The organism is Serinibacter salmoneus (genome assembly GCF_002563925.1).
Lineage (GTDB): Bacteria > Actinomycetota > Actinomycetes > Actinomycetales > Beutenbergiaceae > Serinibacter > Serinibacter salmoneus.
On the sequence record NZ_PDJD01000001.1, the window covers coordinates 123,082 to 143,895 of the forward strand.

Below are 20,814 nucleotides of genomic sequence, written 5' to 3' on the forward strand. Positions count from 1 at the left end.
GCCCATCGGTCATGCTCCGATCTGATGGTAAATGTGAGCCGCGATGTCAGGAGGCACGCCGAGGTAGTCGACAAGGCTGTGGTCGGCCGTGTCTCGACGACGTGGCGTGCGCCCTGAGGCAAGCGTGGCGGCGCGTGAGTACTCTCCGGGTAGCAAAGCGCCCAGGGGGACAGAGAGCGTTCTTGCACGCCTGTCGTAGGCAAGCAAGGGCTGCGCCGACTGCTGGAGAACGGGTGCCGCGTGCTTTGCGAGAGCGACGTTCGCCACCCGTGCAGCACCCAGCCGCACGTCTTCCTCCGTGCGCAGGAGGTACAAACGGGAGTAGCCATCCGCGCGGTATGCACCCGGTGCATCCCCCGACGTGACGTGTTCCCATCGGTCGACTGACGGTTCGTAGCGTTCAAGAGTGGCGATGCTCGGCATCGTGATTGCTGGGAGCGCCGCGACTACCGCCGAGAGCGGAGGCAGGCGTCGTGCCAGGTGGCGCGCTGGATCGGCAGTCACGCTGAGATCCGACAGCGCCTCCGTGATGCGGGTAGCGTCAGCCGTGGTCGTGAGGCGGTCGGGTGCGCCCTCCTGCGGCTCGCGGCATATCTGCGCTCCAGACGCGATGAACTCGCGCACGAGTGACCTCGGCCAACCGCCCAGCAGGAGGACTTCGCTGTCGATCACGGCGATGCTCGGCGGTCCAGCAGCCCAGGACCTCACCTCGCAGGTCGCCGGGTCTCGAACGAGCTCGAGTTGACCAAGGTCGGAGAGAGTCGCAGCAACTTCATGGTAGAAACGCGCCGACGGGTCGAACTGTTGCGTCAGGCCGCGGAGTTGAGAGGCCGATCCCGAACCCATCGTGAGCAATGCGTCGAGCAAGAGATTCCAGTCGAGATCGGTGCCCAGTGCAGACACTGTTTGAGTCGAGGCGGATGATCCCTCGGACGGATTACGCGCCAGGTTCCATCGTCTGGTGTTGCTCCAGTAGGAGTTGCTATAGCGCTTCGTGCGACCACACGTGATGCACACGCCGAGGCTCGTTCCTGGGTATCGGCCGCGAGAGTCAGGGCGAGCATCCTCCAGTTGTTCATGGTGGCGGCCGGTGTAGGCGCACGACCCGCTGTCCGGAATGGCCACCTGTATCGGTCTGCGTCGAGGGGCTTCGCGGCTGCGCCGCCACCACGGCGCCGGCGGTGGAAGTTCGAACGCCGCCTGGGTTGACGTCGTATCGACTCGGGGTGCACTCGCGTCTGCAGAGGAAGCATCAAGCGGATACGCGTTGATTGCCCACAGTGGACCATCCCAATTCTGGGGAACCTGTGGTGCCGCCTCACTAGATGTGGGGTGGGCTGAGTCGTGAAGCCAGAGACGACGTTCCATCGCCTCCTGGGAGTCCGGAACGCGTAGGCCGTAACTGCCTGGCTCGAGGCCTAGTTCGTCAAGTGCGATGGCCCGTGGTTCCCCCGAGACTGAACGGAACCTCTCGATCGGGATCGGGTTCTTGTGCTCGAGATCGAAGAGATAGGCGTCGAACTGCCCGCCGGGGCGGGCGACGGTCACTGTGGGTGGCCGATCTGCATGATAGCGCCACTCCCTACCGTGGCCCGGAAGGCGCAGCCCGCCTGATGCAGACAGCGTGCTGTGCGTAATCGGGATGAGCGCCGACAGATCGTGGAAATGGCCGAACTCCTCGGTTGGCCTGCCGGCGACCGTCACGCCGTGGACCAGCCTCCACCCCTGAGGGATACCGACTGCGTCAGCACCAGTGACCTCGGTCCACGCCGTAGCCGACACCTCCCGGAGGGTCTGCTCGAATGATTGGTCTTCTCGCGCAAGGACTGCAACCTCGTCGCCAAGGCGAACCTGGGACACCTCAATCCAATCGGCCGAGGCTTCCTCACGTCGCAATACCACAATCGAACGCGGCACGCGTGACACAATTCTTCCAGCGATGGGATCATTGATGTCGATGCGTCCAGTCACCAATTGATCGGGCGTGAGGATGTCGCGAAGCGATTGAATCTGCAGTTCGCCGGGCCGCGATGGTACAAGTGAGACCTCTACGCCTCCGTCTGTGGCCTGAATTGTGGCGGTACGAGGCTCGCTTGCGCGTGGAAGACGCATGGTCAGCCAGATGGACCATCCGCGCTGAAGGCCGCTGCGGCGCGCGAGTGCGAGTCGTATCTGCGCTGCGCCCACCCCTTGACTATCCGACGCGGAGACGGTGCCGTCCCATGAACGCAGTATCTCCGCAACGGATTGGGTCAGTGGATGCCGCAGTTCTTCCTGCGCCCATAGCGACGAGAGATGCGCGGGCGCATAGGCGGGTGTCAGCCAGGCGTCGAGCAGCGGCAGCAATTGGCTCGTCGTCATGTCCGAATGTGGCGAGAGGTCGAAGTCGACAAAAAAAGACTCCAGTCGCCGGCGGTCTGTGTCGCGGACGAGCGCTTGAGCCATGGCTCGGCCGATGTACTCAAAGTGCCCAATGGAGAAGGTTACGGGGCGACCGCGGCGTCCCTGCAGCGCCGTGAGCCAATGCGTCAGAGAATCCCAAAGGATGGGCGAGGACTCACGGTAGGAGAGTGACATGCGCTCGGTGTCCTGGTCGAGCAGGCGCGCTAGTTGGCCATAGTAATTCGTGGCTCTGATGCCGTCGCCCGCCTTCATGCGTTCCGCTGCGAGCGAGAACAGCGCGAGTAGCGCGACTCCAGGTGGTGGATCTGTCTGCTCGCCATTATGCCACGCGTCGGTGGCTCGAGCGAAACGACGGAAGGCCGAACTCATGGTCGCTGGATCCAGGAGCCTCGTGACTGTTTCTACGAGGGCGGGTACCACCTGCTCGCGGGGTAATCCGCGGCGCTCGGCGATGCGGTCGAGAGAATCGCCCTCGAGGTCAAGGAACACGAGGCGTTCGGCAGGGGCCGCTGGGTAGACCGCAAGGGCGACGTCGCGGTTCCATGCAAGGTACCGATCCCAGGGTGTAGGAGCCCCTTGAGTGTGAGCGGCATCGGGTGCGGCTGCCGAAGGTGTGGCGACGGGTAGTACGGGGCCCGGGCCGTGATCCAGGCCATGATAATCATCGGGCAGCGTCATGCCGGGTCCATTCTCAGCCCACCGTCCCGGACGGTGACCGTAACTGTCTTACTCTGCGCCTCGGCGAGCTGGGCAAGAAGTTCGCGTTCAATGTTTCGTTGCAGATGGCGCGCGCCGAAGTCCGGGTTGTACCCAGTTTCGGCAAGCCATGTGCTGACCTCGGGTGCAATGCGAATGTACCACCCATTCGAGATCAGTCTCTCTTGGAGTGAATCCAGTTCAGACTGTGCGATGCGGACAATTTCTTCCATGCCGAGGTGCTGGAAGAGAACGATCTCATCGATGCGGTTCAGGAACTCTGGTGGCATGTGCGTGTCCAGGGCGTTGCGCATTCTCCTCAGCGGATCGCCCGTGTCCTCACCGAACCCGACCGCGTTTCTTGATGCCTCCCGCGCTCCGAGGTTGCTGGTCAGTATCATGACCGTGTCGCGAAAATCAGCGGTTGTTCCGCGGGAGTCGGTCAGGCGTCCCGCGTCGAAGACCTGCAGGAAGATGTTCCAGACGCCTGGGTGGGCTTTTTCGATCTCGTCGAGCAATATCACGCACCTCGGCAGTTTGGCGACGCGAGTAGTAAGCCATGACTCGGGCTCCGTCGATCCGACGTACCCAGGCATCGGCCCGACAAGGCGGCTCACCGCCCAGTCTTTGGAGTACTCGGACATGTCGAGGCGTATGAGATGGTCCAGGTCGCCGTACTCGTGGCGGGCTAGTTGGTGTGCCAATTCAGTCTTGCCGACCCCGGTTGGTCCGACGAACAGGAACACGCCGTTTGGTCGCTCGGGGCGTAGGTCAAGCCCCGTTCGGGTCAATGTCAACCTCTTGGCAATGGCGGAGATCGCGTGCGGCTGGCCCTTGATACGTTCACCCAAGGCTGTCTCGAGGTCGGCCCGTGCGACGTGCACCGGGGTGTGGTCGCCAGCACGCGACAGATCGGCGACACTGGCCTCACCCCTCCCGTCGACCTTTGCCCGCGCGAGTGCTGCGTCCAGGCGTTCAAGCGCAAGGCCCGGGTGGTGCGTAGGCTCATGCCCCCGGCGGGGTTTGATCGCCGCATCGATGAGTTCCTGGGAAGCCTCCACGCCGTGGTGTCGTGCGAGCGCGGGTAGCTCAGCGGCCACGACGCGCTCGACTGACCCGATTGGTAGCGACTCAAGGGTGATCACAGCGGAGTCGTCCACGAACTGCGGAGCCAGTATCGCGAGCCTTCCGATGCTGCGCGGGCGGAGTGTGCACACGATGGAGGCCCGCGTCGTCCGAACCGAGTGTGCGAGAGAAAGGGCGAGTCGCGCGGGTGACTCGGTATCGAGCCAAGTGAGATCGTCCATATCGTCGATCACGACGCACGCTGAGGGTGGCGCTACAGCAAGCGCCCGGGCGAGGCGGTCGGCATTCTTGTGCTCGAGGTCTGCGCGTACAAGAACACAAGTCTGCTCGGTTTCCGCCAGTCGGTGCGCCAGCGCCTGGAGGAATGTAGAGCGGCCAGTGCCGTGCGCGCCGACGATGAATATTGCGCGTCGCGTACGGGTGTGCACCTGGGCGAGTGCCTCTGAGAGTTCATTCGAGCGTTCTTGTGCCGAACTCGTCGTAGGGCAGCGCTCAAGAACGTCCTCGAATGGCCGTGCCCACTCGGGAAAGTCGTTGTGCATGTCGGATGGCGAGCCTGGTTCTGAAGTGGACTTACCCGCGTCGTCGAGGTCGAGTGAGTCGAGGTGCTCATCGACTGTCGCAACTGCGAGGGGCCCCGTATTGTGATCTGCCTCGATGGCCTCCTGGACGTTGAGCGCATCCCGTAGTTCCTCGAGGAGTTCTCGGCGACTCGTGGTGGGAGCCTCGAGCACTCCGCGCACCGTGCTTTCCTCCCCAAGATAGGCGCCGCGACGCAGTAGCGCCTCGACGTCCGCTTGGCCTGTCGGACCAAATGTCTCCTGGAAGTCCTGTGGCCAGCGCTTTCGTAAGGCGAATGCTAGGTGCGCGAGTCCGGGCTCGGCGCCGCCCCACCGTTTTGTTTCCGACCGGGCCGCGTCAAGGAGACTTTCGATCTCGTCTCTGGTGAGCACGAGTCACGACTCGTGGAATCGTGCGCCACCAAATTGTACTTGCAACGTGTCGTCAAGGTCGTCCGCTGTGGTCATGACGGCTCCGACCGCATAATCCAACTCGTCGTGATCCAAGTAGTCGCCCAGGAGTTGATGGGTGAAGTAGATGTGGACCTTGTCGGCGTCTTCTGCGCGGAGAGCACTCAGGTGGCCGAACACGTAGTCGTCGGCGTGCAATGCAATGTACTCGTACAGTGCCGGTGTGGCAGGTACGTCGAACAACAGGGGTGCCGTGATGTTGATGATGATAGGCCCGTCCTCGGTGCTTTCGCGCACCTTCACGAAGCATCGTGCGGAGCCGTGGCCGATGGAGTACCCGTTCCGCTCAAGTGTCACGCCTCGAAATGACGCCGCAAGAAACTCTTGCACCTTCGCCTGTACTGCTGCCCGATCGCCCATGTTCTGCCTCTCGTGTTATTGGACAGTGGTGTGCGGAGCCACTGTGCCCCGATGGTCTTCCAGTAGGTCGTGGCCAGCCTCGTGTAGCTCTGCTTCGGGCACTCGAGACCGTGAACCCAGTGCGGTGCCAGGGCGAGGTATCCCGCAGCGGGCGCCTGAGTGCCCGGCCCGGGCCGCTGATCTCACCGTCGACCACTCCATTTCCTGGGCTGGCAGGGACTTCAACCGTACTCACGTCACGGTACCAACCATCGCCCGCGTGCGCTCTCGGACTGCGCGATTCGCCTATCAGCGGTGCGGGCTGTTGCCCTTGTCGTTGACCTCTCCGGAGGAATCGGCGGGCGGGCGCCATCACGAATCCGCCCTGGTGGTCTCCCCATCCCTGGTGCGCCTCGAACCCCATGCCCCACAACCAGGCGAGGTGAGCGCCGGAGACGCGGTCGGGTTCGTCCTCGAGTCGCTTGAGTTCAACGGGTTCACACCCGCCTCTGAGAGCACCACGCAAAGCATGCCTTCGCGGAAGACACTTCCCGCCCCTCGTCAAACGGCACTGGGCCGAGGGATGGGTCCGGCTGTTGTCAGAGGAGCCCCAGTGTCGCGGCGACCTCGGAGTCCTCGAGCTGCTGCGGGACCACGATCGCCTCGCGCAGTGTGGTCTTCTGCTGGAGCAGTTGATCGAGATTCTCGTCGAACGAGGTCCGGTTCGGGTGCAGAGACATCGGGAGGTAGACGTGGACGTCCCGGGTCTGGCCGATGCGATAGATGCGGTCGGTGACCTGGGCCTCCTTCGCGGGGTTCCAGTGCCGCTCCAGGTGGATCGCGTGATTAGTGCCAACGACCGTGAGACCGACTCCAACGGCGAGTGGCGACATGATGATCACGTTGAAGCCCGGGGTGGTCTCGAAGTTACGGATGATCGAGGACCTGGTCTGCGCTGCGCCCCGCGAGGCCGCCGGAGTCTCACCGTTCACAATGCGGATCGGTAGCTCGTAGCGCTGCCCGAGCCACGAGGCGAGCGCGCGCTGAACCTTCTTGTTGATCACGAACACGATGGCCTTCTCGCCGCGCGCCCGGACCTCATCCAGCACCGTGACGGTCGCGACCAAACGGCCGGAGTCACGCATACCACTAACGTCAGGGGCCATTCGGGTGTCTGCTACCGCATCAGGGTGCAGACTCACGGCACGCAGTCCATGCACCGCACGAAGGGCTGCATCACGACCCTCATCCTTGCTGGCCTGGGCGACCCTTCGCTCGCTGGCCTGGGCAAACGCCTCCAGCACCTTCTCGTAGGCGGACTGCTGAACAGGGGGCATGGCAACGCCCAAGTCAGGCCGATGCTGGCGGGTCGCGCTCGCAGTCGGCCCATAGATCGTCTTGCTCGGCAGGTCTGGAAGATGGTCCTCCTTCAGGCGTCGCAGCATGAATCGCCCAACCGTCTCCCGGAGGGCGCGCCCCAGACTCTCCTTCTCGGCGCCCTCCGCCGCGGCAATGGGCTTCACCCAGTCCTCAGCGAACTCACCCCAGGTGCCGAGCAGTCCTGGCTGGGCGGTGTCCATGAGAGTCCAGAAGTCCCGCATGGAGTTCTCGATAGGCGTGCCGGTCGCGAGCAGCATGAACTGGCTCTTCAGCGCGCGGGCGGCGCGAGAGCGGAGGGGGCGCGCGAGGCGCGCACCGCCGTCGAGCACCACCTGCGTCAGGTGATGTGCCGCACCGAGCGACTGGCCGCCACCCCCGATCGCGACGGCATGCTCACCGAGCGGGTGATACCGCTGATGCCCACGGCCGACGATGTCCGCACCTACCGCGACCTGGCCCGCCTTGCCGACCGGCTGGGGGAGTACGACCCGATCGAGTTCTGGCTCTCCGCTCCCTTCCCGCTCAACCTCATGGACACCGGCTCCTACCGGCTGAAGCGGGCCGTGGACGCGGTGGTCGAGGTCGCTGAGGTCGACGGCGCAGCGGTCGACGGCGCAGGGGTCGACGGCGCAGCGGTCGACGGCGCAGGGGTCGACGGCGCAGCCACCACCGCGGCCGCCTCACCCCTCCCGTTGCGCGGCCTGGGCTACCTCGACCGCGGCGCGATCGAGGGCTACTAGCCGCTGCACGTCACCAACGCCAAGACCCGCGCCCTGCTCGACGAGGTCGCCGATCTGGAGCACCTGCTGTGGCTGCCGCCCGCGGCGCCGCACTACACGCTCGGGGCACCGTTCGCTCAGGCTGCGGACCAGAACGTCACCAAGCGCCTGGTGTTCTCCGCCTGGAACGTGGTGCCGCACGCGATCTCCACGGTGCTCAGTTATGAGGCGGAGCGGCGCCTGCGACCGGAGTACTGGGTGGGGCGGAGGGAGACCTACAGCGCCCGCACGCCCGCCAGCCCGCTGCAGTACCGGGTGAGCGCCGGACGCGAGGCCGGGATGCCCGCCCTCGCACTCACCTACCCGTGCCGGGTGCTCGCCCGCATCGGCGACCCCCGCGAGTTGGCCCGAACCCTCGGACCGCAGGCCGGGATCGAGGAGGTGCTGGACGCCGTCGAGCGGCGCATCGAAGGCCTGCTCGCCTCGCTGCCGGAATCCGAGGGCGGGCGTGAGGACGAGGAATGGCTCTGGGCTGCGCCGTTCCTGCTGGACCGGCTCGCGGATCCCGAGGCCTTCGAGTCCTTCCTCGGCGGTGTCGCCTCGGCCGGAACCCGTGAGGAGGAGGACGGCGAGGGCGGGGCAGCGTCCGGGTTCCTCGCGCACGTGGAACGGTTGCGGCACCTGCACCCGGCAGACCTCGGCCGCCGGCCCGCCGACCTCGCCCGCACGCTCGCGCGCCTTGCCGTGGCCGGCCCCGGGGTGAGCGCGATGCGGGCCCTGGCGCTCGCCGTCGACCAACCTGACGGGACGAGGGAGTCCGCGGAGTTGCAGGTGCCGGCGTTCACCGTGGCGGAGGCGCTGCGCTCGCGGCTGGGGAGGCCGGAGTCGCAGGGCGCGGTCCGCCTGGCCCACCCCGACTCGGGGTTGGCGTACTGGCGGGCGGCGCTGCGCTACGCCGTCGACGGCGGGCTGCAGGCCGTGCTCGACGAGTGGGTTCACGTGATGCGCGGCGGTGGCGGCGTCAGCGTGCCGGAACTCGCGGAGTCGATGGCCTCCGCGCTCGCGCTGCGCACCTCCGTGGCGCGCGCCAACCTGTACGACGGCGAGGACGACCTGCGCCTGCGCACGCACCTCGCGATGCGGTTCGGCAGGCAGATCTCCGCCGACGAGAAGAACCTCGACCGTGAGGACGTGGTGCGCCGCGCGTTCAACTCCCCGTTCTGGCCGTTCGTGCTCGCCACCACCTCGGTGGGGCAGGAGGGCCTGGACTTCCACAGCTACTGCCACGCGGTGGTGCACTGGAACCTGCCCGGAAACCCCGTGGACCTGGAGCAGCGTGAGGGGCGCGTGCACCGGTACCAGGGGCACGCGGTGCGCAAGAACGTCGCGGCCGCGTACGGCGCCCAGGTGCTCCGGGAGGGGCCGATGGATGCGTGGGCGGGGATGTTCCATCAGGCGGCCTCGGCCAGGCCGCCGGAGATGAGTGAGATCAACCCGGCCTGGGTCTTCCCCGGCGGCAGTGCGATCCAGCGCATCGTGCCGCAGCACCCACTCTCCCGGGAGTCCGCGCGCTACCGGCGGCTCGTGCGGACCGTGGCCACCTACCGGCTCGCGTTCGGCCAGCCGCGGCAGGAGGACCTGCTGCGGCTCGTGGGCGAGGGGGCGCAAGGTTCGGGCCAGCCGGATCTGGACTGGGCGCGGGTCAACCTCGAACCCGGACCGAAACTAGTCAGCGGGGTCCAAGACCCGGCACCCGGAGACGTAATTCGCTAGTACCTGCACCGCGCGCTCTCGTCCCGGTCTCATCTCGGTGAGTGTCTTGCCCAACGCGGGGTGCGTGAGTTCCCGGGCTCCAAGGGGGACCCCCCACCTATCCATGTCGGGGTAGTACTCGAAAGGCTGCTCTGCGTCGATGCGCCAGGCATAGCGCACGGTGGTGCCACCTCGACCGGGAATGGCAAGGAGCAGGTGCTCGGGCATCGTGGCAGGGTCATCGAGCCACCCCGTCACGGTGCTCCTTCCGAGCGGCCAGTAGCGTGCGCCGCGCTCTCGCGCGGCCGGGTCGCCCCATGGGTTGTCCGGGTCGAAGCCGGGCCGAGTGAACTCACTCCCAGGAAGAAACTCGGAGTCCTTCCAGACGATGTTGCGAGACGGTCCCAGAGAGCCCCGGTCGGCGATTTGCGCGTGCGAGCCTCCGGCCATCTCCTCCGCGGTGCCCTTCACCAGGATCGTCTTGGAGGGGACGACGTCTCGCCACTCCGTCCGGACAGCTGTCGAGGCGAGCAGCGCCTGAGCGACGGGGGTGAAGCCGAACGGGTCTCCCGACTCCTCACCGGGAGACGGTGCGGGAGTTGCGGGGTCAGAGAACACCTGGCCGGAAGTGCCGTCGTCGAGTATTTGGCCGGTCGCCATCCCGGCTCGCTGCATGTGTCCGGGCGTGAGGTTCCCGAGCGTTTCTCGGCCGTATGCCCTGAGTAGGCGCTCCACCAGCTCCATGGCCATCGTCTCGGCGCTGTAGGCATCGTGTTCCGTACCGAATCCGGTGGCCAACATGATCGAGAGCAACCGCTCGCCGGAGCTCAAGATCGTGCGGATCCGTTCGGATTTTGAACCGGCCATCGGGATCGAGTCAGCTGCCTTCTCCAGTGCCTTCCGCTCATCTTTCTCGTGCTGGAGAACGCGGTCTTTCTTGCCCTTGCCCACGTAGAGGATGCTCTGCACCTGACTTCCGGTCTCCCGATAAGTCAAGGGATCGATCAATGCATAGACGTAGTACTGGGGGCCATCGACGTCAACCTTGGCGTTCTCCATGTGTGGAGTGTGACGCTCTTCAGCCTGTCGCGCTACGAGGCACGCTCAGCGCGGGTGAGTTTGGCCTGATTGCTGGCGTGACCCGACCGCCGCCGCTCGACTAGGCGACCCGTGCGGCTCCGAGATCCAGCCCACGGAGGTGCACTCGGAGTCGTTTGCACATGGGCGGGAAGGTCGCCAACGTGATGCCGCCCTCGACCGCTGCGCCGATGACGGGGATCACCTTGCCGACCCCTCGCGCGAAGATCTGCTTGGTCATCTGCGTGCCCAGGAGGCTGGCCACCTGCTTCACCAGCGGATAGATGGCGCCCTTGGTGAGCGCTTGCTTGGGGAGCTGACGCACGGCCTGCTCAGCGATCATCTTGGCGACGCTCGCCACGGCTGCATTGGCCACCTGCGTCCCGAACATGACGCCGAAGAAGAGCATCAGGATGTTGTGCGTGCCGTCGTCCAGGTCGTCCCCACTCCCCTCGAAGAGTTCGGGCCACCCATAGAGATAGGCGAGTTTCTGCGCGATGCGCATCATGTGAGCCAGGTACTGCGCCAGATCGGCCGGAACGGCGGCGGCTATGCCAATGCCCCCGGGGAGGCCCGCCGCAGCGGAGAGCGTCGAGACCTTCGCCGTCTCGAAACGGATCGAGTCGCTCGCCGCCTTCTCGATGAGGGACGCATCTATCCCCGCCGCTGACGGTGAGGTGCGCACGGCCTCCTCGACCTGGTCCGGGGCGCAGCTCTTGGCGAACGCGCTTCGGAGGTAGGACTCGCGGTGAATGCGCACGCCCGGCAGCTGTGCTGCGGCGACGAGCATCCGGCGGAATCACGTCCGGACGCGCCCTAACCCGCGTACGCGAACTCGACCGTCAGTTCGGGGTCGATCCCGGTGACGATGCCCCGGTAGAAGGAGGCAGCCTGCTCCTGGAGTGTCTCCGCGTTCGACGCGATGTACTCCGCTTGTGCGGTGTCGTCGAGGATCTTGTTGACCATCTCCACGGAGTCGATCTCCGGCGTCACCCAACTGAGTGCCCCGTTGTCCTCGGCCACGAGTTCGAACGTCTGGTCGTCATGTCCCACGAAGATGAACGCAGGGATGGTGATGAGGTAGGAGTCCTCGCCGGTCGGTTCGATCGTGACCTCGCCGCCCTCGATGCCAAGCTTGGCCGTGAACGCGTACTGGATGAAGGACGTGCGGGAACTCCCCGGGATCGCCACGCCGAACACCTCGCCGCTGGAGTTCTCCTCCATCAGTCCCTGGATTCCGAGGCTCAGCAGCACCACCTGTTCCTCGGTGGTCACGGACTCGATCACCTGGGTGTCCCGGGTCTCGGTGGTGGTGCCGATGGAGGCGAGGTTCATCAGGGGCTTCAGGGGGCCGATGGCCACGAGGGCGAGCACCGCGAGAAGGCCGGCCACCAGAATCCACCCGATCCAGGCGGACACCCTGGTCTTCGTCGACGTTGTCATGCCAGCAATGCCCCCTTGCGAACCAGAATTTGCTGAACGTGAAACTACCACCGGTGTCCGTTCTCGGCACACCGTCCCCGAACCCACCACCCCTACGCTGACCCGATGGGCCTCCGGCTCGCCCACCTCACGGCGGACAATCTCCCGCAGGCACCGGCCACTACTCCTGCGCCAGCCGCTCCCGGGCCAGCCGCACGCGCAGCGGCGCGCTCGTCGGGGACTGCACCACCGCGCGCCACTGCCGCACCGCTCCCTCGCGGTCCCCGAGCGTCGCGAGCGCGTCCCCGTGCAGGATCCGGGTGCGCGCCTCGTGCAGCCGCAGTCCCTGGTGGTCGGCGATCGCAGCGGCGCGCTCGAGCACCGCGATCGACAGGGCGGCGTCGCCCTCGGCCCGAGCGACGTCCGCGCGCGCCAACAGTTCATCCAGTTCGAGGGCCGCGTAGTTCAGGCGCCGTCGGGCGTCCCTCACGGCGCGAAGCACCTCTCGCGCGCGGGGGAGGTCCCCCAAGGCCACCGCGCTGTGCACGAGGTTCGCGCCGAGAATCACGACCCCGGCCGGATCGCCGAGCGACTGCGTCAGCTCGAACGCGGCGTCGGAGAACGGCGTCGCCTCGTCCGGGCGGCCCTGCCAGGCGATCGCGTCGGCCACGAGGCTCAACGCCTGCGCCTCGAATCGCTGCGTGCGGCTGCGCCGACTTTCGGCGATCGCCTCGTGGGCGGCGACCTCAGCCGCGGCAGCCTCGTCGAGCTCGCACAGGGCACGCGCGTAGTTGTTGCGCACCATGGACAGCGCCGTGTCGGGTGGCTCGTTCGCGCGCTCGGCAATGACCTCCTCGGCGATCAGCCGGGCCCGCTCGGCACGGCCGGCCACCAGGAGGAACTGAGGAAGTCGGTAGCGCGCAGAGAGCCGGACCTCCGCCGGGATCGACTCGGTCAGGAGTTCCTCGAGCTCGTCGCAGGCACGCTCGAGGCTGCCGGTCACGGCCTCCGTCTCCGCGAGTGCCACCCTGAGTGGACCGAGCAGCTCCGCATCGGCCACCGCGCGTCCCAGCGTGGCGCGCGTGTCCTCGAGGTTCCCGGCCAATCTCGCGGCCGTCGCGTGGCGAATGAGGTGTTCGGTGGCCACCTCGCCGTCCCCGAGGGCAGCGAGGTGCGCCGAGGTGAGCAGGTAGGCGTCGGTGACCCGGCCGTCGTCCAGCAGCTGACGGCTCAGGGCTTGCGCCAGTGACCCGACCGCGTCGGCGAGGTCGAGTTCCGCGGCGAGTTGCGCCGTCGTGACCGCGGCCTCGGCGTGCTCCTCGATCCAGGACAGGCTGGGGCTCGCCGCGTACCCGGCGAGGAGGTGCGAGACCAGCGCATTGGTCTGGGAACGCAGCAGCGAGAAACGCACCTCGAACTCGGGTGTCCCGCGCACGCCGGAGCGCACCACGTCATGCAGGTCGTATCGGCCATGAGTCTGCACCACGAGGTTCGCGCCGCGCAGCGCGGTGAGGGCGCGGGCGGCCTCGTCACTCGAGAGCGGCGCCGGGCCCTGTGCCAGCGCGACGGCGATCTCCTGCGCTGTGAGCCGGCCGCGGTGCCGCGCGAGGAACGCGAGCACGCGGCGTTGATCGGCGGTGAGGTGGTGGAGCGCGTCCTGGAGCGCGGGCACGGTGCCGAGCCCGAGGGTGTCGAGTCGGTGCACGTGGTCACTCAGGTACCACCCGGGCGTGCTGTGCGCGTTTCCGGCGAGAATGGTCATCGCGAGCGGGAGCCCGCCGCAGTGCGCCGCGAGCGCGCGCAGTGCCTCGGAATCCGACTCGGGGTCCTGGCGCCTCGTGTGCTGCGCCAGCAGCACGCTGAGCAGCGCGATCGAATCGGCCTCGTTCATGGGCTCGACCACGTGGTGCGCGGTGGCGCCGTCCCACTGCAGCCGTATACGGGAGGTTGCCACGAGCACATCGGCCGGGTCGAGCAGGCCGGCGATCTCGGCGAGGTCGCCACCTGAGGGCACATCATCCAGGAGCACGACGGCGTGGCTCACCCCGCGCGCACGGCCCTGCGATCCGCCGGTCGCCCGAGCGCGCCGTGCCCGCCTGATCTCGCCGGCCACCTCGCGGGGCTTCACCGTGTCGGGACCGGCCTCGCCGGAAGCGGTGCGAAGGCCGATCTCCAGCACGGCATCCGCCCCCGTGCGCGCCGCCAGGAGATGGGCCAGGTCGCGCGCCATGGTCGACTTCCCCACGCCGGGGAGCCCGGTGAGCACCACCACGCTGGGCGTGCGCGCCTCGGCGACCGGGTCACCGGGTGGGTCATCGGGGCGTGCCGCCACGACGCGGGCGGTCAGGTCCGCCACCTCGGCGGCGCGGCTACCGGTCAGGGCGCTGGGCCCGGGCGGCGTGACCGTGACCGTGGGCCGCGCGGTGGCCGCGGCCCGGTGGCGCAGCACCCGGGCGTGCGCCTGGTGCAGGGCGGGGGCGAGATCGGGGCGGCCGAGCACCGTGAGGATGTCCGAGGCGAGATCCGGGTCGAGGCGGCGGCGCCCGTCGCGGAAGGCGTCGTACACGGTCACGCGCCCGGGCTTGGCGGCTGTCTCGATGCCGCGCCGCGCCGCGCGCACGCGGGCGACCTCCGTGGCGATCTGCGAGTAGCTCGGCAGGCCCGCCTGCACCCGGACCTCGCGCAGCACGGCCACCAGGTCATCGAGCGTGTCGGCGGACTCAAGGCTCGCCATGCTGAACTCCCGGGGTCGTAGTAGGCGACGGGCGAGTCGGGTGACGCCATCGTAGGCGCGTCGGGTCGTGCATCACGCCCGTCACCTGGTCCACGCCGCAGTCCGGCCCATACCGCCGCCTTCCCGGGTGACGCGCTGAGGGCCGACACGCCGGACATGGAAGCCGTCGCTGACTGTTCACCTTGTGTTCACCTGCGGTGGTCGGGAGTGCCACGCGAGGGCGGTTGACTAGTGCCATGACCACGGCAGGGGTTCGCGCATGACCGACCAGCTGAACGCACGGGAGGCGGGTGCCGCGGTCGATCCCGAGGCAGCTGCCTCCGCCGCGCACACGATGACCGTGGTGGCCGACGATGCGACCCGGCGGGGCGCCACGCACCACGTGTCCGAGACCGAGGCGTTCGCCGCCTCTGCGACAGCCGCGGCCGATGCCGCCGATCCCGGCACGCAGGACGCCACCCTGCGCGGCCCCTGGGACCGCTGGGTGCCGGAGGGTCCCGCTCGCACCTGGGTGAACTGGCTCTCGGTGGCGGTCTCGATCTACCTGCTGATCTCCGCGGTCAACCTCATCGGTGGTGGCTTCAAGGCCGCCACGGGAGATCAGGCCGAGCAACTGTTCGCCTTCGCGAGCAACCCGATCGTGGCGCTCATGGTGGGTGTGCTCGCCACTGCCGCCACACAGTCCTCCTCCACCACCAGTTCCATCACGGTGGGGTTGGCGGCTGGTGGCCTGCCGCTGGAGATCGCGATCCCGATCATCATGGGTGCCAACATCGGCACCACGCTGACCAACACCCTGGTCAGCATCGGCATGATCGGGAACAAGGAGGACTTCCGCCGGGCGTTTGCCGCAGCCACGGTGCACGACTTCTTCAACCTCATCGCCGTGGCGATCCTGCTGCCGCTGGAACTGATGACGGGATACCTGGAGACGCTCTCCGGGCTGCTCGCGAATGCCTTCTCCAGCGTGACCGGGTTGGACACCGGCCGCGCCGACCTCATCGGCACCGCCACCGAACCCATCGAGAACGCCATGGCCGCTGCGACCTCCGGCGTCCCCGCACCGTGGGGCGGGATCCTGATGATCGCCGTCGGGATCGCCCTGATCCTGTTCTCCATCAGCTTCGTGGGCAAGGTCCTCAAGGTGCTGATGGTGGGCCGCGCCCGCCGCGTGCTGCACACCGCGATCGGCCGAGGCCCGGTCTCGGGCATCGCCTCGGGAACCGTGGTGACCGCACTCGTGCAGTCCTCCTCCACCGCCACGTCCCTGATGATCCCCCTCGCGGGCTCGGGTACCTTCACGCTGCGCCAGGTCTACCCCTTCACCATCGGTGCGAACATCGGCACCACCGTGACCGCATTCCTCGCCGCGCTCGGCCTCTCCGGCGCGAACGCGAGTTTCGGCCTCCAGGTCGCCCTGGTGCACCTGCTGTTCAACCTGTCCGCGACTGTCATCATCTTCGGCCTGCCGTTCCTGCGGCCGGTCCCGGTGCGTGCCGCGCAGTGGCTCGCGAACCGTTCCGCGGAGAACAAGTCCTTCGCCGCGATGTGGGTGCTGGGCGTGTTCGTGGCGCTCCCGGGCCTGCTCATCGCCGGCACTCTGCTCTTCTGAGGGGCTCGATGACCGGCGAGGGCACGCAGATTCCCACTCCGCTCTCCGAGGCGGATCTCCCGCGCTCCGAGGAGGAGATCGACGCCGCTCTGGTGCGTCTGATCGCGGAGACCGAGGCCGCCGTCACGAGGCTGCAGGCCGAACTCGCGGACCGGCGCGCCAACCAGGCGCAGCACGAGGAGATCGAGCGCCTGGAGCATCACCTGGCGGAGGCCACGGTGAGTTGGGCGAAGGTGAAGGAGTTCTTCGAGGAGGTCCTGCGGGACCTTGCCCACCGGGGCGGCACCCAGTAGGACTAGCGGCGCGCGCCCACGGTCCCGTCCGCCCGCGCCACCAGCCACGCGGCCAGCACACCCCCGACGGCTCCGAACAGGTGCCCCTGCCAGGACACCGACCCCGGCCCGAAGGCGGCCAGGGCGATCCCGGTCCAGAAGATGCTGCCCCAGATGGCCAGCAGCACGATCCCGAGCAGGATCTGCCCCACGGCGCGGCGCAGGAACCCGCGCACCACGAGATAGGCCAGCCACCCGAACACCAGCACCGAGGCGCCGATCGTCACCGACCCCGCCGGCGCCGTCAACCAGATCCCCAGGCCGCTGACCAGCCAGATCACCGCCGTCACCCCCACGAACTGCGTGGGGCCACCGAGCCGCACGAGGAACCCGAAGGCCACCACCAGGGCCAGGTTGGACCACAGATGGCTCCAGCCGGCGTGCAGGAGTGGAGCGAACAGGATCCCGAGCAGCCCCTCGAGGGTGCGTGGTGTGATGCCGAGGTGCTGCGTGAGCCAGGAGCCGGTGAGGGAATTGACCACCTGCAGCAGGAGCATCGCGCCGGCGAGCCAGGCGAGGGTCAGGAGTGATGCCGTCACGTTCGCCCCGGACAGCGACGCGCGGCCGACCTGCTCGGAGCGGAAGAGGGTGCGCATTCTTCGAGAGTACGGCGCCGGTTCCCGCGGAACGGGAACCGTCAGTCGCAGGTCCAGGGCGCGACGAAGCAGAAGAGGCCGCGCCACTGGCGCTCCGCACCGCGCGCCGCGCCGTGTCTCGGTGCGACACCGCCCTCTGAAGGCGTCGCAACGGACACGGCCGCGGCAGGCAGCACAGCAACTTCGCCCGCAGAGGCGGTCAGCACGCTGGAACCGAGAACCATGCCGGTGGTTGCGAGCGCGCTCGCCAGGACCCCCACCATGCTTCCCCCCGGAACCATCGCCCGAGTCTCTTCGGCGCGTGTTGCCATCGTTGCGCGATCCGAGATGCGATGGGGATAGCCAAAAGGACAATTCTCGACGGGTGGCATCGCACGGCACATCCCTCGGCATCGCACTACGCTCGTTCACATGACGGGGGGCGTCCAGGAACAGCGCCGCACCCTCGTGCGCCCGGTGCCGGGCGGATGGCCGCTTCGCGGGGCACTGATCGGCCTGGGACTGGCCTTCATGATCAGCGACGTGGTGACCGACACGGTGGACCTCTCCGCACCCTCCGGGTGGTTCTCGCTGGTCATCCCCTACCTGCCGCTGCTGGTGCTTCCCGTCGGCATCATCGTGGGCGCGGTCACGACCCTGGTGGTCTTCGTCGTAACAATGAGCGCCCCGCCGGACAGCCTGATGCTGTCGGCGGCGGTGGCGCCGATGCTGATCGCCATCGGGTTCGCCGCCTATGGGCTCCCGCGGCGTGCGGCCCTCGCGTTCGGCGGCGCCTTCTTCGCGCTCCTGTTGGCCTCAGCGCTCCTGGCGCCCGGGCGGCTGCCCGTGTTCATCGGACTGACGGTCACCGGTTCGCTCGCGGCGTCGGCAGGCCTTGCGGCCGACCTCTTCCGCACCCGGTCCGAGGTGGCCACCGCGCGGGTGGCGCGACTGCGCGAGGAGCAGGCGCAGGTGCGTGTGGAGGAGCGGGCGCGACTGGCTCTGGAGCTGCACGACGTGGTGGCGCACGATGTGACCGTGATCGCGATGCAGGCGCGCCGCGCCGAGATGCTGCGTGATCCGGACAAGAGCGCCGCGATCCTGGAGAGCATCGGTGACTCGGCCTCGAGCGCGCTGCAGGACCTGCGCCGGCTCGTGGCGCTGCTGAGCAGTGACGCCGCGCAGGAGCCGTCCGCTCTCCCCGGCGGCAGATCGGCGCCGGGCGCCGGCGCATCGGACATCGGGGAACCGGGCGCCGGTGAACCGGGCGCCGGTGAACCGGGCGCCGGGGAACCGGGCGGCGAAGCGACGGCCGCGGAGCACGTCACGGCGCAACTGCGCAGCATCGCGGCGGATCTGGAACGTGCCGGCTTCCCGGTGGAACTCGACATCGAGGGAGACCTCGACCTCGTGCCGGTCAGTGTGTGGCAGGTCCTCTCGCGCACGATGCGGGAACTGGGGACCAATGTGCTCAAGTACGCCGACCCTGCTGCCATCGTGGGCGTGCGGCTGGTGGTCGGGGAGGCCCACCTGGAGCTCGCCGTCGAGAACTCCGTGGCCGATCCGGGCAGCGGCGGCCAGGCGCCGTCCACCCGCGCCGGGATCGCGGCGATGCGTGCCCGGTGCGAGGTGTTCGGGGGGCGGGTGTCCGCAGGAGTCGTGGGGGCCCAGAACGCCTCGGCGCGCGCCCCGCGCTCCACCGGTCACGGCGTGCGCTGGCGAACTTCGATGACCATTCCACTGCCCGGGCGTGCCACCGTAGAAGCGAGCGGCGCCGCCGGGGCGCCCCCGGAGCAGGCGCGGGAGGAGAGCGAGCGCGCGTGATCACAGTCCTGGTGGTGGACGACGAAGCCATGACCCGAGAGATCCTGCGGGACTACCTGGAGGCCGACCCGACCATCGAGGTGGTCGGTGAGGCCGCGGACGGTGAGACTGCAGTCCGGCAGGCCCAGGCGCTGGGCCCCGACATCATCCTGATGGACATGCAGATGCCCGGTATGGACGGCGTGGCCGCCACCGAGGCCATCCACCGGGCGCACCCCGAGGTCTGCATCCTCGGGATGTCCACGTTCACCTCCGACCGCTACGTGGTGGATCTGTTGCGCGCCGGTGCGAGCGGCTACCTGGTCAAGGACACCCGGCCCCGTGACCTACGGGCGGCGATCGCCGCTGCCGTGGCCGGAGAGTCGGTCCTCTCCCCGGCCGTCACCCGCCACGTGGTGGCCGGCCTGCAGGAGTCGATGCGCGCCGTCCAGCCGGACCCCGCTCTCCTGGAGGCACTGACGGACAAGGAACTGCAGGTCATCCAGCTGCTGGCCGAGGGGATGAGCAATCGCGAGATGAGCGACGTGCTCTTCATCGCGGAGTCGACAGTGAAGGCCCGACTGGTGCGGATCATGACCAAGCTCGAGGTGCGTGACCGGGTGCAGATCCTCGTGAGTGCGATGCGGCACGGCCTGATCGACCTCACCGAGCCGCAAGGACGGCACGCACCGCAGCGGTGAGGTCGTGGATCATCGCGCTCGCCGAACCCGGGCCCGAGGCCACCAGGAGGCCGTGTTCCGCACTGAACAGGCGCCGGTGCTCGGCGCGCAGGTCCTCGGCACCCAGCGACGGCGGAAGCGCCGCGTGCGGCGCCGCGGCACGCAGGGCGTGGACCTGGGCATCGATCTGCTCCTGGCGCATCGCGGGCAGGAACGCCACGTCCAGCAGCAGTTCCGCCGCGGGCTGGAGGGGAGCGGCGGGCGCGGTGAGGAGGAACTGCGTGCGATCGGCCTCGGTCTGCACGTGCAGGCTCATCCCGCCCAGCGTCAGCTCGCGGTCTCGATCGCTGCGGCACGTGGTGAGGCTGTCCTGCCGGATCAACAGGCGCAGCAGGCGCAGCAGCGCGCGGTCCTCGGCGCTGACCGTGCGCCACCCGGTGGGTAGCGTGAGCGTGAGGCGAAGTCTCCTGGCGCGCGGCTGGGTGAGTGCGAGGAGGTGAGTGCCCTCAGGGAGGAGTCGCGCCTCGGCCTCCGGTGCCCCGCCTGCCGCACCACGGCGCGTCGCCGCCGTTCCTCGGCGCGAATCAGCCGGCGCCGTCGCTGTGTAACAGGTCGAAACCAGTTCCATGCCGCCCCCCGACCCCTCGCTGCACATATTCGCGTCACGTTACCGCGGAAACGGCTAAACCGGAATGTACTTTTGTACAAGTCTGACTTTGCCGTGGGGAACGGCGACAATGAGGCATGCGATGGCGACGGCGCAGCCCCCACCCCGCCCACCTCACCGCGGGATTCGTGGCGCAGGAGGCGGCGGCGCACGCGCCGGCGCTGGAGGCTCTGCTCGGCCGGCCCCGGGTCGGCGCGAGCGTGCCGATCGAGGTGGGGATCGACGTCGTCCCCGGCGCCCGCATGGTCATCCTCCTGCGCAACCGCAATGTGGCGTTCGTGCCCGTGGATCACGAGGCCGAGCTCCGGGCGCAGCTGCCGCGGCGAGGCGTGCTGACCCACCCCGGGGAGGCGTTCGTGCACGACGGCGCCTGGCAGGTCTGGGTGGGTCCCTCGCCCCGCCCGGTGGATGCGCAGGTGCCGCCGGGGACCATCGACCCCGAGCCGCCCTCGGTGGGCGGCATCCCGCTGCGACGCCCCGGGCGCTGAGCAGGCGGCGCTCTTGGT

The 20,814-nt window shown here is 68.2% G+C and carries 17 protein-coding genes; 7 read left to right on the top strand and 10 right to left on the bottom strand.

Annotated elements, in window-relative coordinates; translation table 11 throughout:
- Positions 1-9 precede the first annotated feature (9 nt).
- From ATL40_RS14605 to ATL40_RS00400, 4 genes are all read right to left on the bottom strand, one after another.
- On the bottom strand, positions 10-3,081 hold the full coding sequence (locus tag ATL40_RS14605) for a hypothetical protein (RefSeq protein ID WP_143556820.1): 3,072 nt from the start codon (positions 3,079-3,081) through the stop codon (positions 10-12).
- A complete protein-coding gene (locus ATL40_RS00390) occupies positions 3,078-4,928 on the bottom strand; it encodes an AAA family ATPase (RefSeq protein WP_098467800.1) in 1,851 nt (616 codons plus the stop codon). The genes ATL40_RS14605 and ATL40_RS00390 overlap by 4 nt, the downstream gene beginning before the upstream one ends.
- Before the next feature lie 213 nt (positions 4,929-5,141).
- Complete coding sequence (locus ATL40_RS00395) at positions 5,142-5,576, bottom strand: YbjN domain-containing protein (protein WP_143556821.1); 435 nt, start codon at positions 5,574-5,576, stop codon at positions 5,142-5,144.
- A 578-nt stretch (positions 5,577-6,154) separates the two neighbouring features.
- The gene (locus ATL40_RS00400; RefSeq protein ID WP_098467802.1) at positions 6,155-7,267 is read right to left on the bottom strand and encodes a DEAD/DEAH box helicase; all 1,113 of its coding nucleotides are present in this window, start codon (positions 7,265-7,267) and stop codon (positions 6,155-6,157) included.
- 12 nt (positions 7,268-7,279) lie between these two features.
- Between ATL40_RS00400 and ATL40_RS14905 the strand changes: the two genes are divergently transcribed.
- Both ATL40_RS14905 and ATL40_RS00410 read left to right on the top strand, forming a co-directional pair.
- Positions 7,280-7,675: a hypothetical protein gene (locus ATL40_RS14905; protein ID WP_098467803.1), complete on the top strand. Its 396-nt coding sequence runs from the start codon at positions 7,280-7,282 to the stop codon at positions 7,673-7,675.
- Positions 7,676-7,825: 150 nt separating this feature from the next.
- A complete protein-coding gene (locus tag ATL40_RS00410) occupies positions 7,826-9,427 on the top strand; it encodes a helicase-related protein (protein WP_098467804.1) in 1,602 nt (533 codons plus the stop codon).
- Here the strand turns inward: ATL40_RS00410 and ATL40_RS00415 are convergent.
- The 4 genes from ATL40_RS00415 to ATL40_RS00430 form a co-directional block, all read right to left on the bottom strand.
- Complete coding sequence (locus tag ATL40_RS00415) at positions 9,380-10,465, bottom strand: GIY-YIG nuclease family protein (RefSeq protein WP_098467805.1); 1,086 nt, start codon at positions 10,463-10,465, stop codon at positions 9,380-9,382. The genes ATL40_RS00410 and ATL40_RS00415 overlap by 48 nt on opposite strands.
- A 100-nt stretch (positions 10,466-10,565) precedes the next feature.
- Complete coding sequence (locus ATL40_RS00420; RefSeq protein WP_098467806.1) at positions 10,566-11,273, bottom strand: hypothetical protein; 708 nt, start codon at positions 11,271-11,273, stop codon at positions 10,566-10,568.
- A 26-nt stretch (positions 11,274-11,299) separates the two neighbouring features.
- A complete protein-coding gene (locus tag ATL40_RS00425; RefSeq protein ID WP_211283037.1) occupies positions 11,300-11,926 on the bottom strand; it encodes a hypothetical protein in 627 nt (208 codons plus the stop codon).
- Positions 11,927-12,086: 160 nt separating this feature from the next.
- Entirely contained in the window at positions 12,087-14,639 is a 2,553-nt protein-coding gene (locus ATL40_RS00430; RefSeq protein ID WP_098467807.1) for an ATP-binding protein, read from the bottom strand.
- 259 nt (positions 14,640-14,898) lie between these two features.
- Here ATL40_RS00430 and ATL40_RS00435 point away from each other — a divergent pair, with 259 nt between their 5' ends.
- Complete coding sequence (locus ATL40_RS00435; protein WP_245866537.1) at positions 14,899-16,251, top strand: Na/Pi symporter; 1,353 nt, start codon at positions 14,899-14,901, stop codon at positions 16,249-16,251.
- A gap of 8 nt (positions 16,252-16,259) precedes the next feature.
- Positions 16,260-16,544, top strand: a complete 285-nt coding sequence (locus ATL40_RS00440; protein ID WP_098467808.1) for a hypothetical protein — start codon at positions 16,260-16,262, stop codon at positions 16,542-16,544.
- 2 nt (positions 16,545-16,546) lie between these two features.
- Here the strand turns inward: ATL40_RS00440 and ATL40_RS00445 are convergent, their stop codons facing one another.
- Positions 16,547-17,179 (bottom strand): rhomboid family intramembrane serine protease, encoded by a 633-nt coding sequence (locus tag ATL40_RS00445; RefSeq protein ID WP_098467809.1) that lies wholly within the window; start codon positions 17,177-17,179, stop codon positions 16,547-16,549.
- Positions 17,180-17,590: 411 nt separating this feature from the next.
- On the opposite strand from ATL40_RS00445, the gene ATL40_RS00455 reads away from it, so the two are divergent.
- Both ATL40_RS00455 and ATL40_RS00460 read left to right on the top strand, forming a co-directional pair.
- Positions 17,591-18,982 carry a sensor histidine kinase gene (locus ATL40_RS00455; protein WP_098467811.1) on the top strand — a complete coding sequence of 464 codons (1,392 nt, stop codon included), beginning with the start codon at positions 17,591-17,593 and terminating at the stop codon, positions 18,980-18,982.
- Positions 18,979-19,662, top strand: a complete 684-nt coding sequence (locus ATL40_RS00460) for a response regulator (protein ID WP_098467812.1) — start codon at positions 18,979-18,981, stop codon at positions 19,660-19,662. Before ATL40_RS00455 ends, ATL40_RS00460 begins: the two co-directional genes overlap by 4 nt.
- Here the strand turns inward: ATL40_RS00460 and ATL40_RS00465 are convergent.
- Positions 19,625-20,269, bottom strand: coding sequence for a hypothetical protein (locus ATL40_RS00465; RefSeq protein WP_098467813.1), 645 nt, complete (start codon positions 20,267-20,269; stop codon positions 19,625-19,627). The two genes, ATL40_RS00460 and ATL40_RS00465, sit on opposite strands and share 38 nt — an antisense overlap.
- Before the next feature lie 116 nt (positions 20,270-20,385).
- Between ATL40_RS00465 and ATL40_RS00470 the strand changes: the two genes are divergently transcribed.
- Positions 20,386-20,796: a hypothetical protein gene (locus tag ATL40_RS00470; RefSeq protein ID WP_098467814.1), complete on the top strand. Its 411-nt coding sequence runs from the start codon at positions 20,386-20,388 to the stop codon at positions 20,794-20,796.
- Positions 20,797-20,814 lie beyond the last annotated feature (18 nt).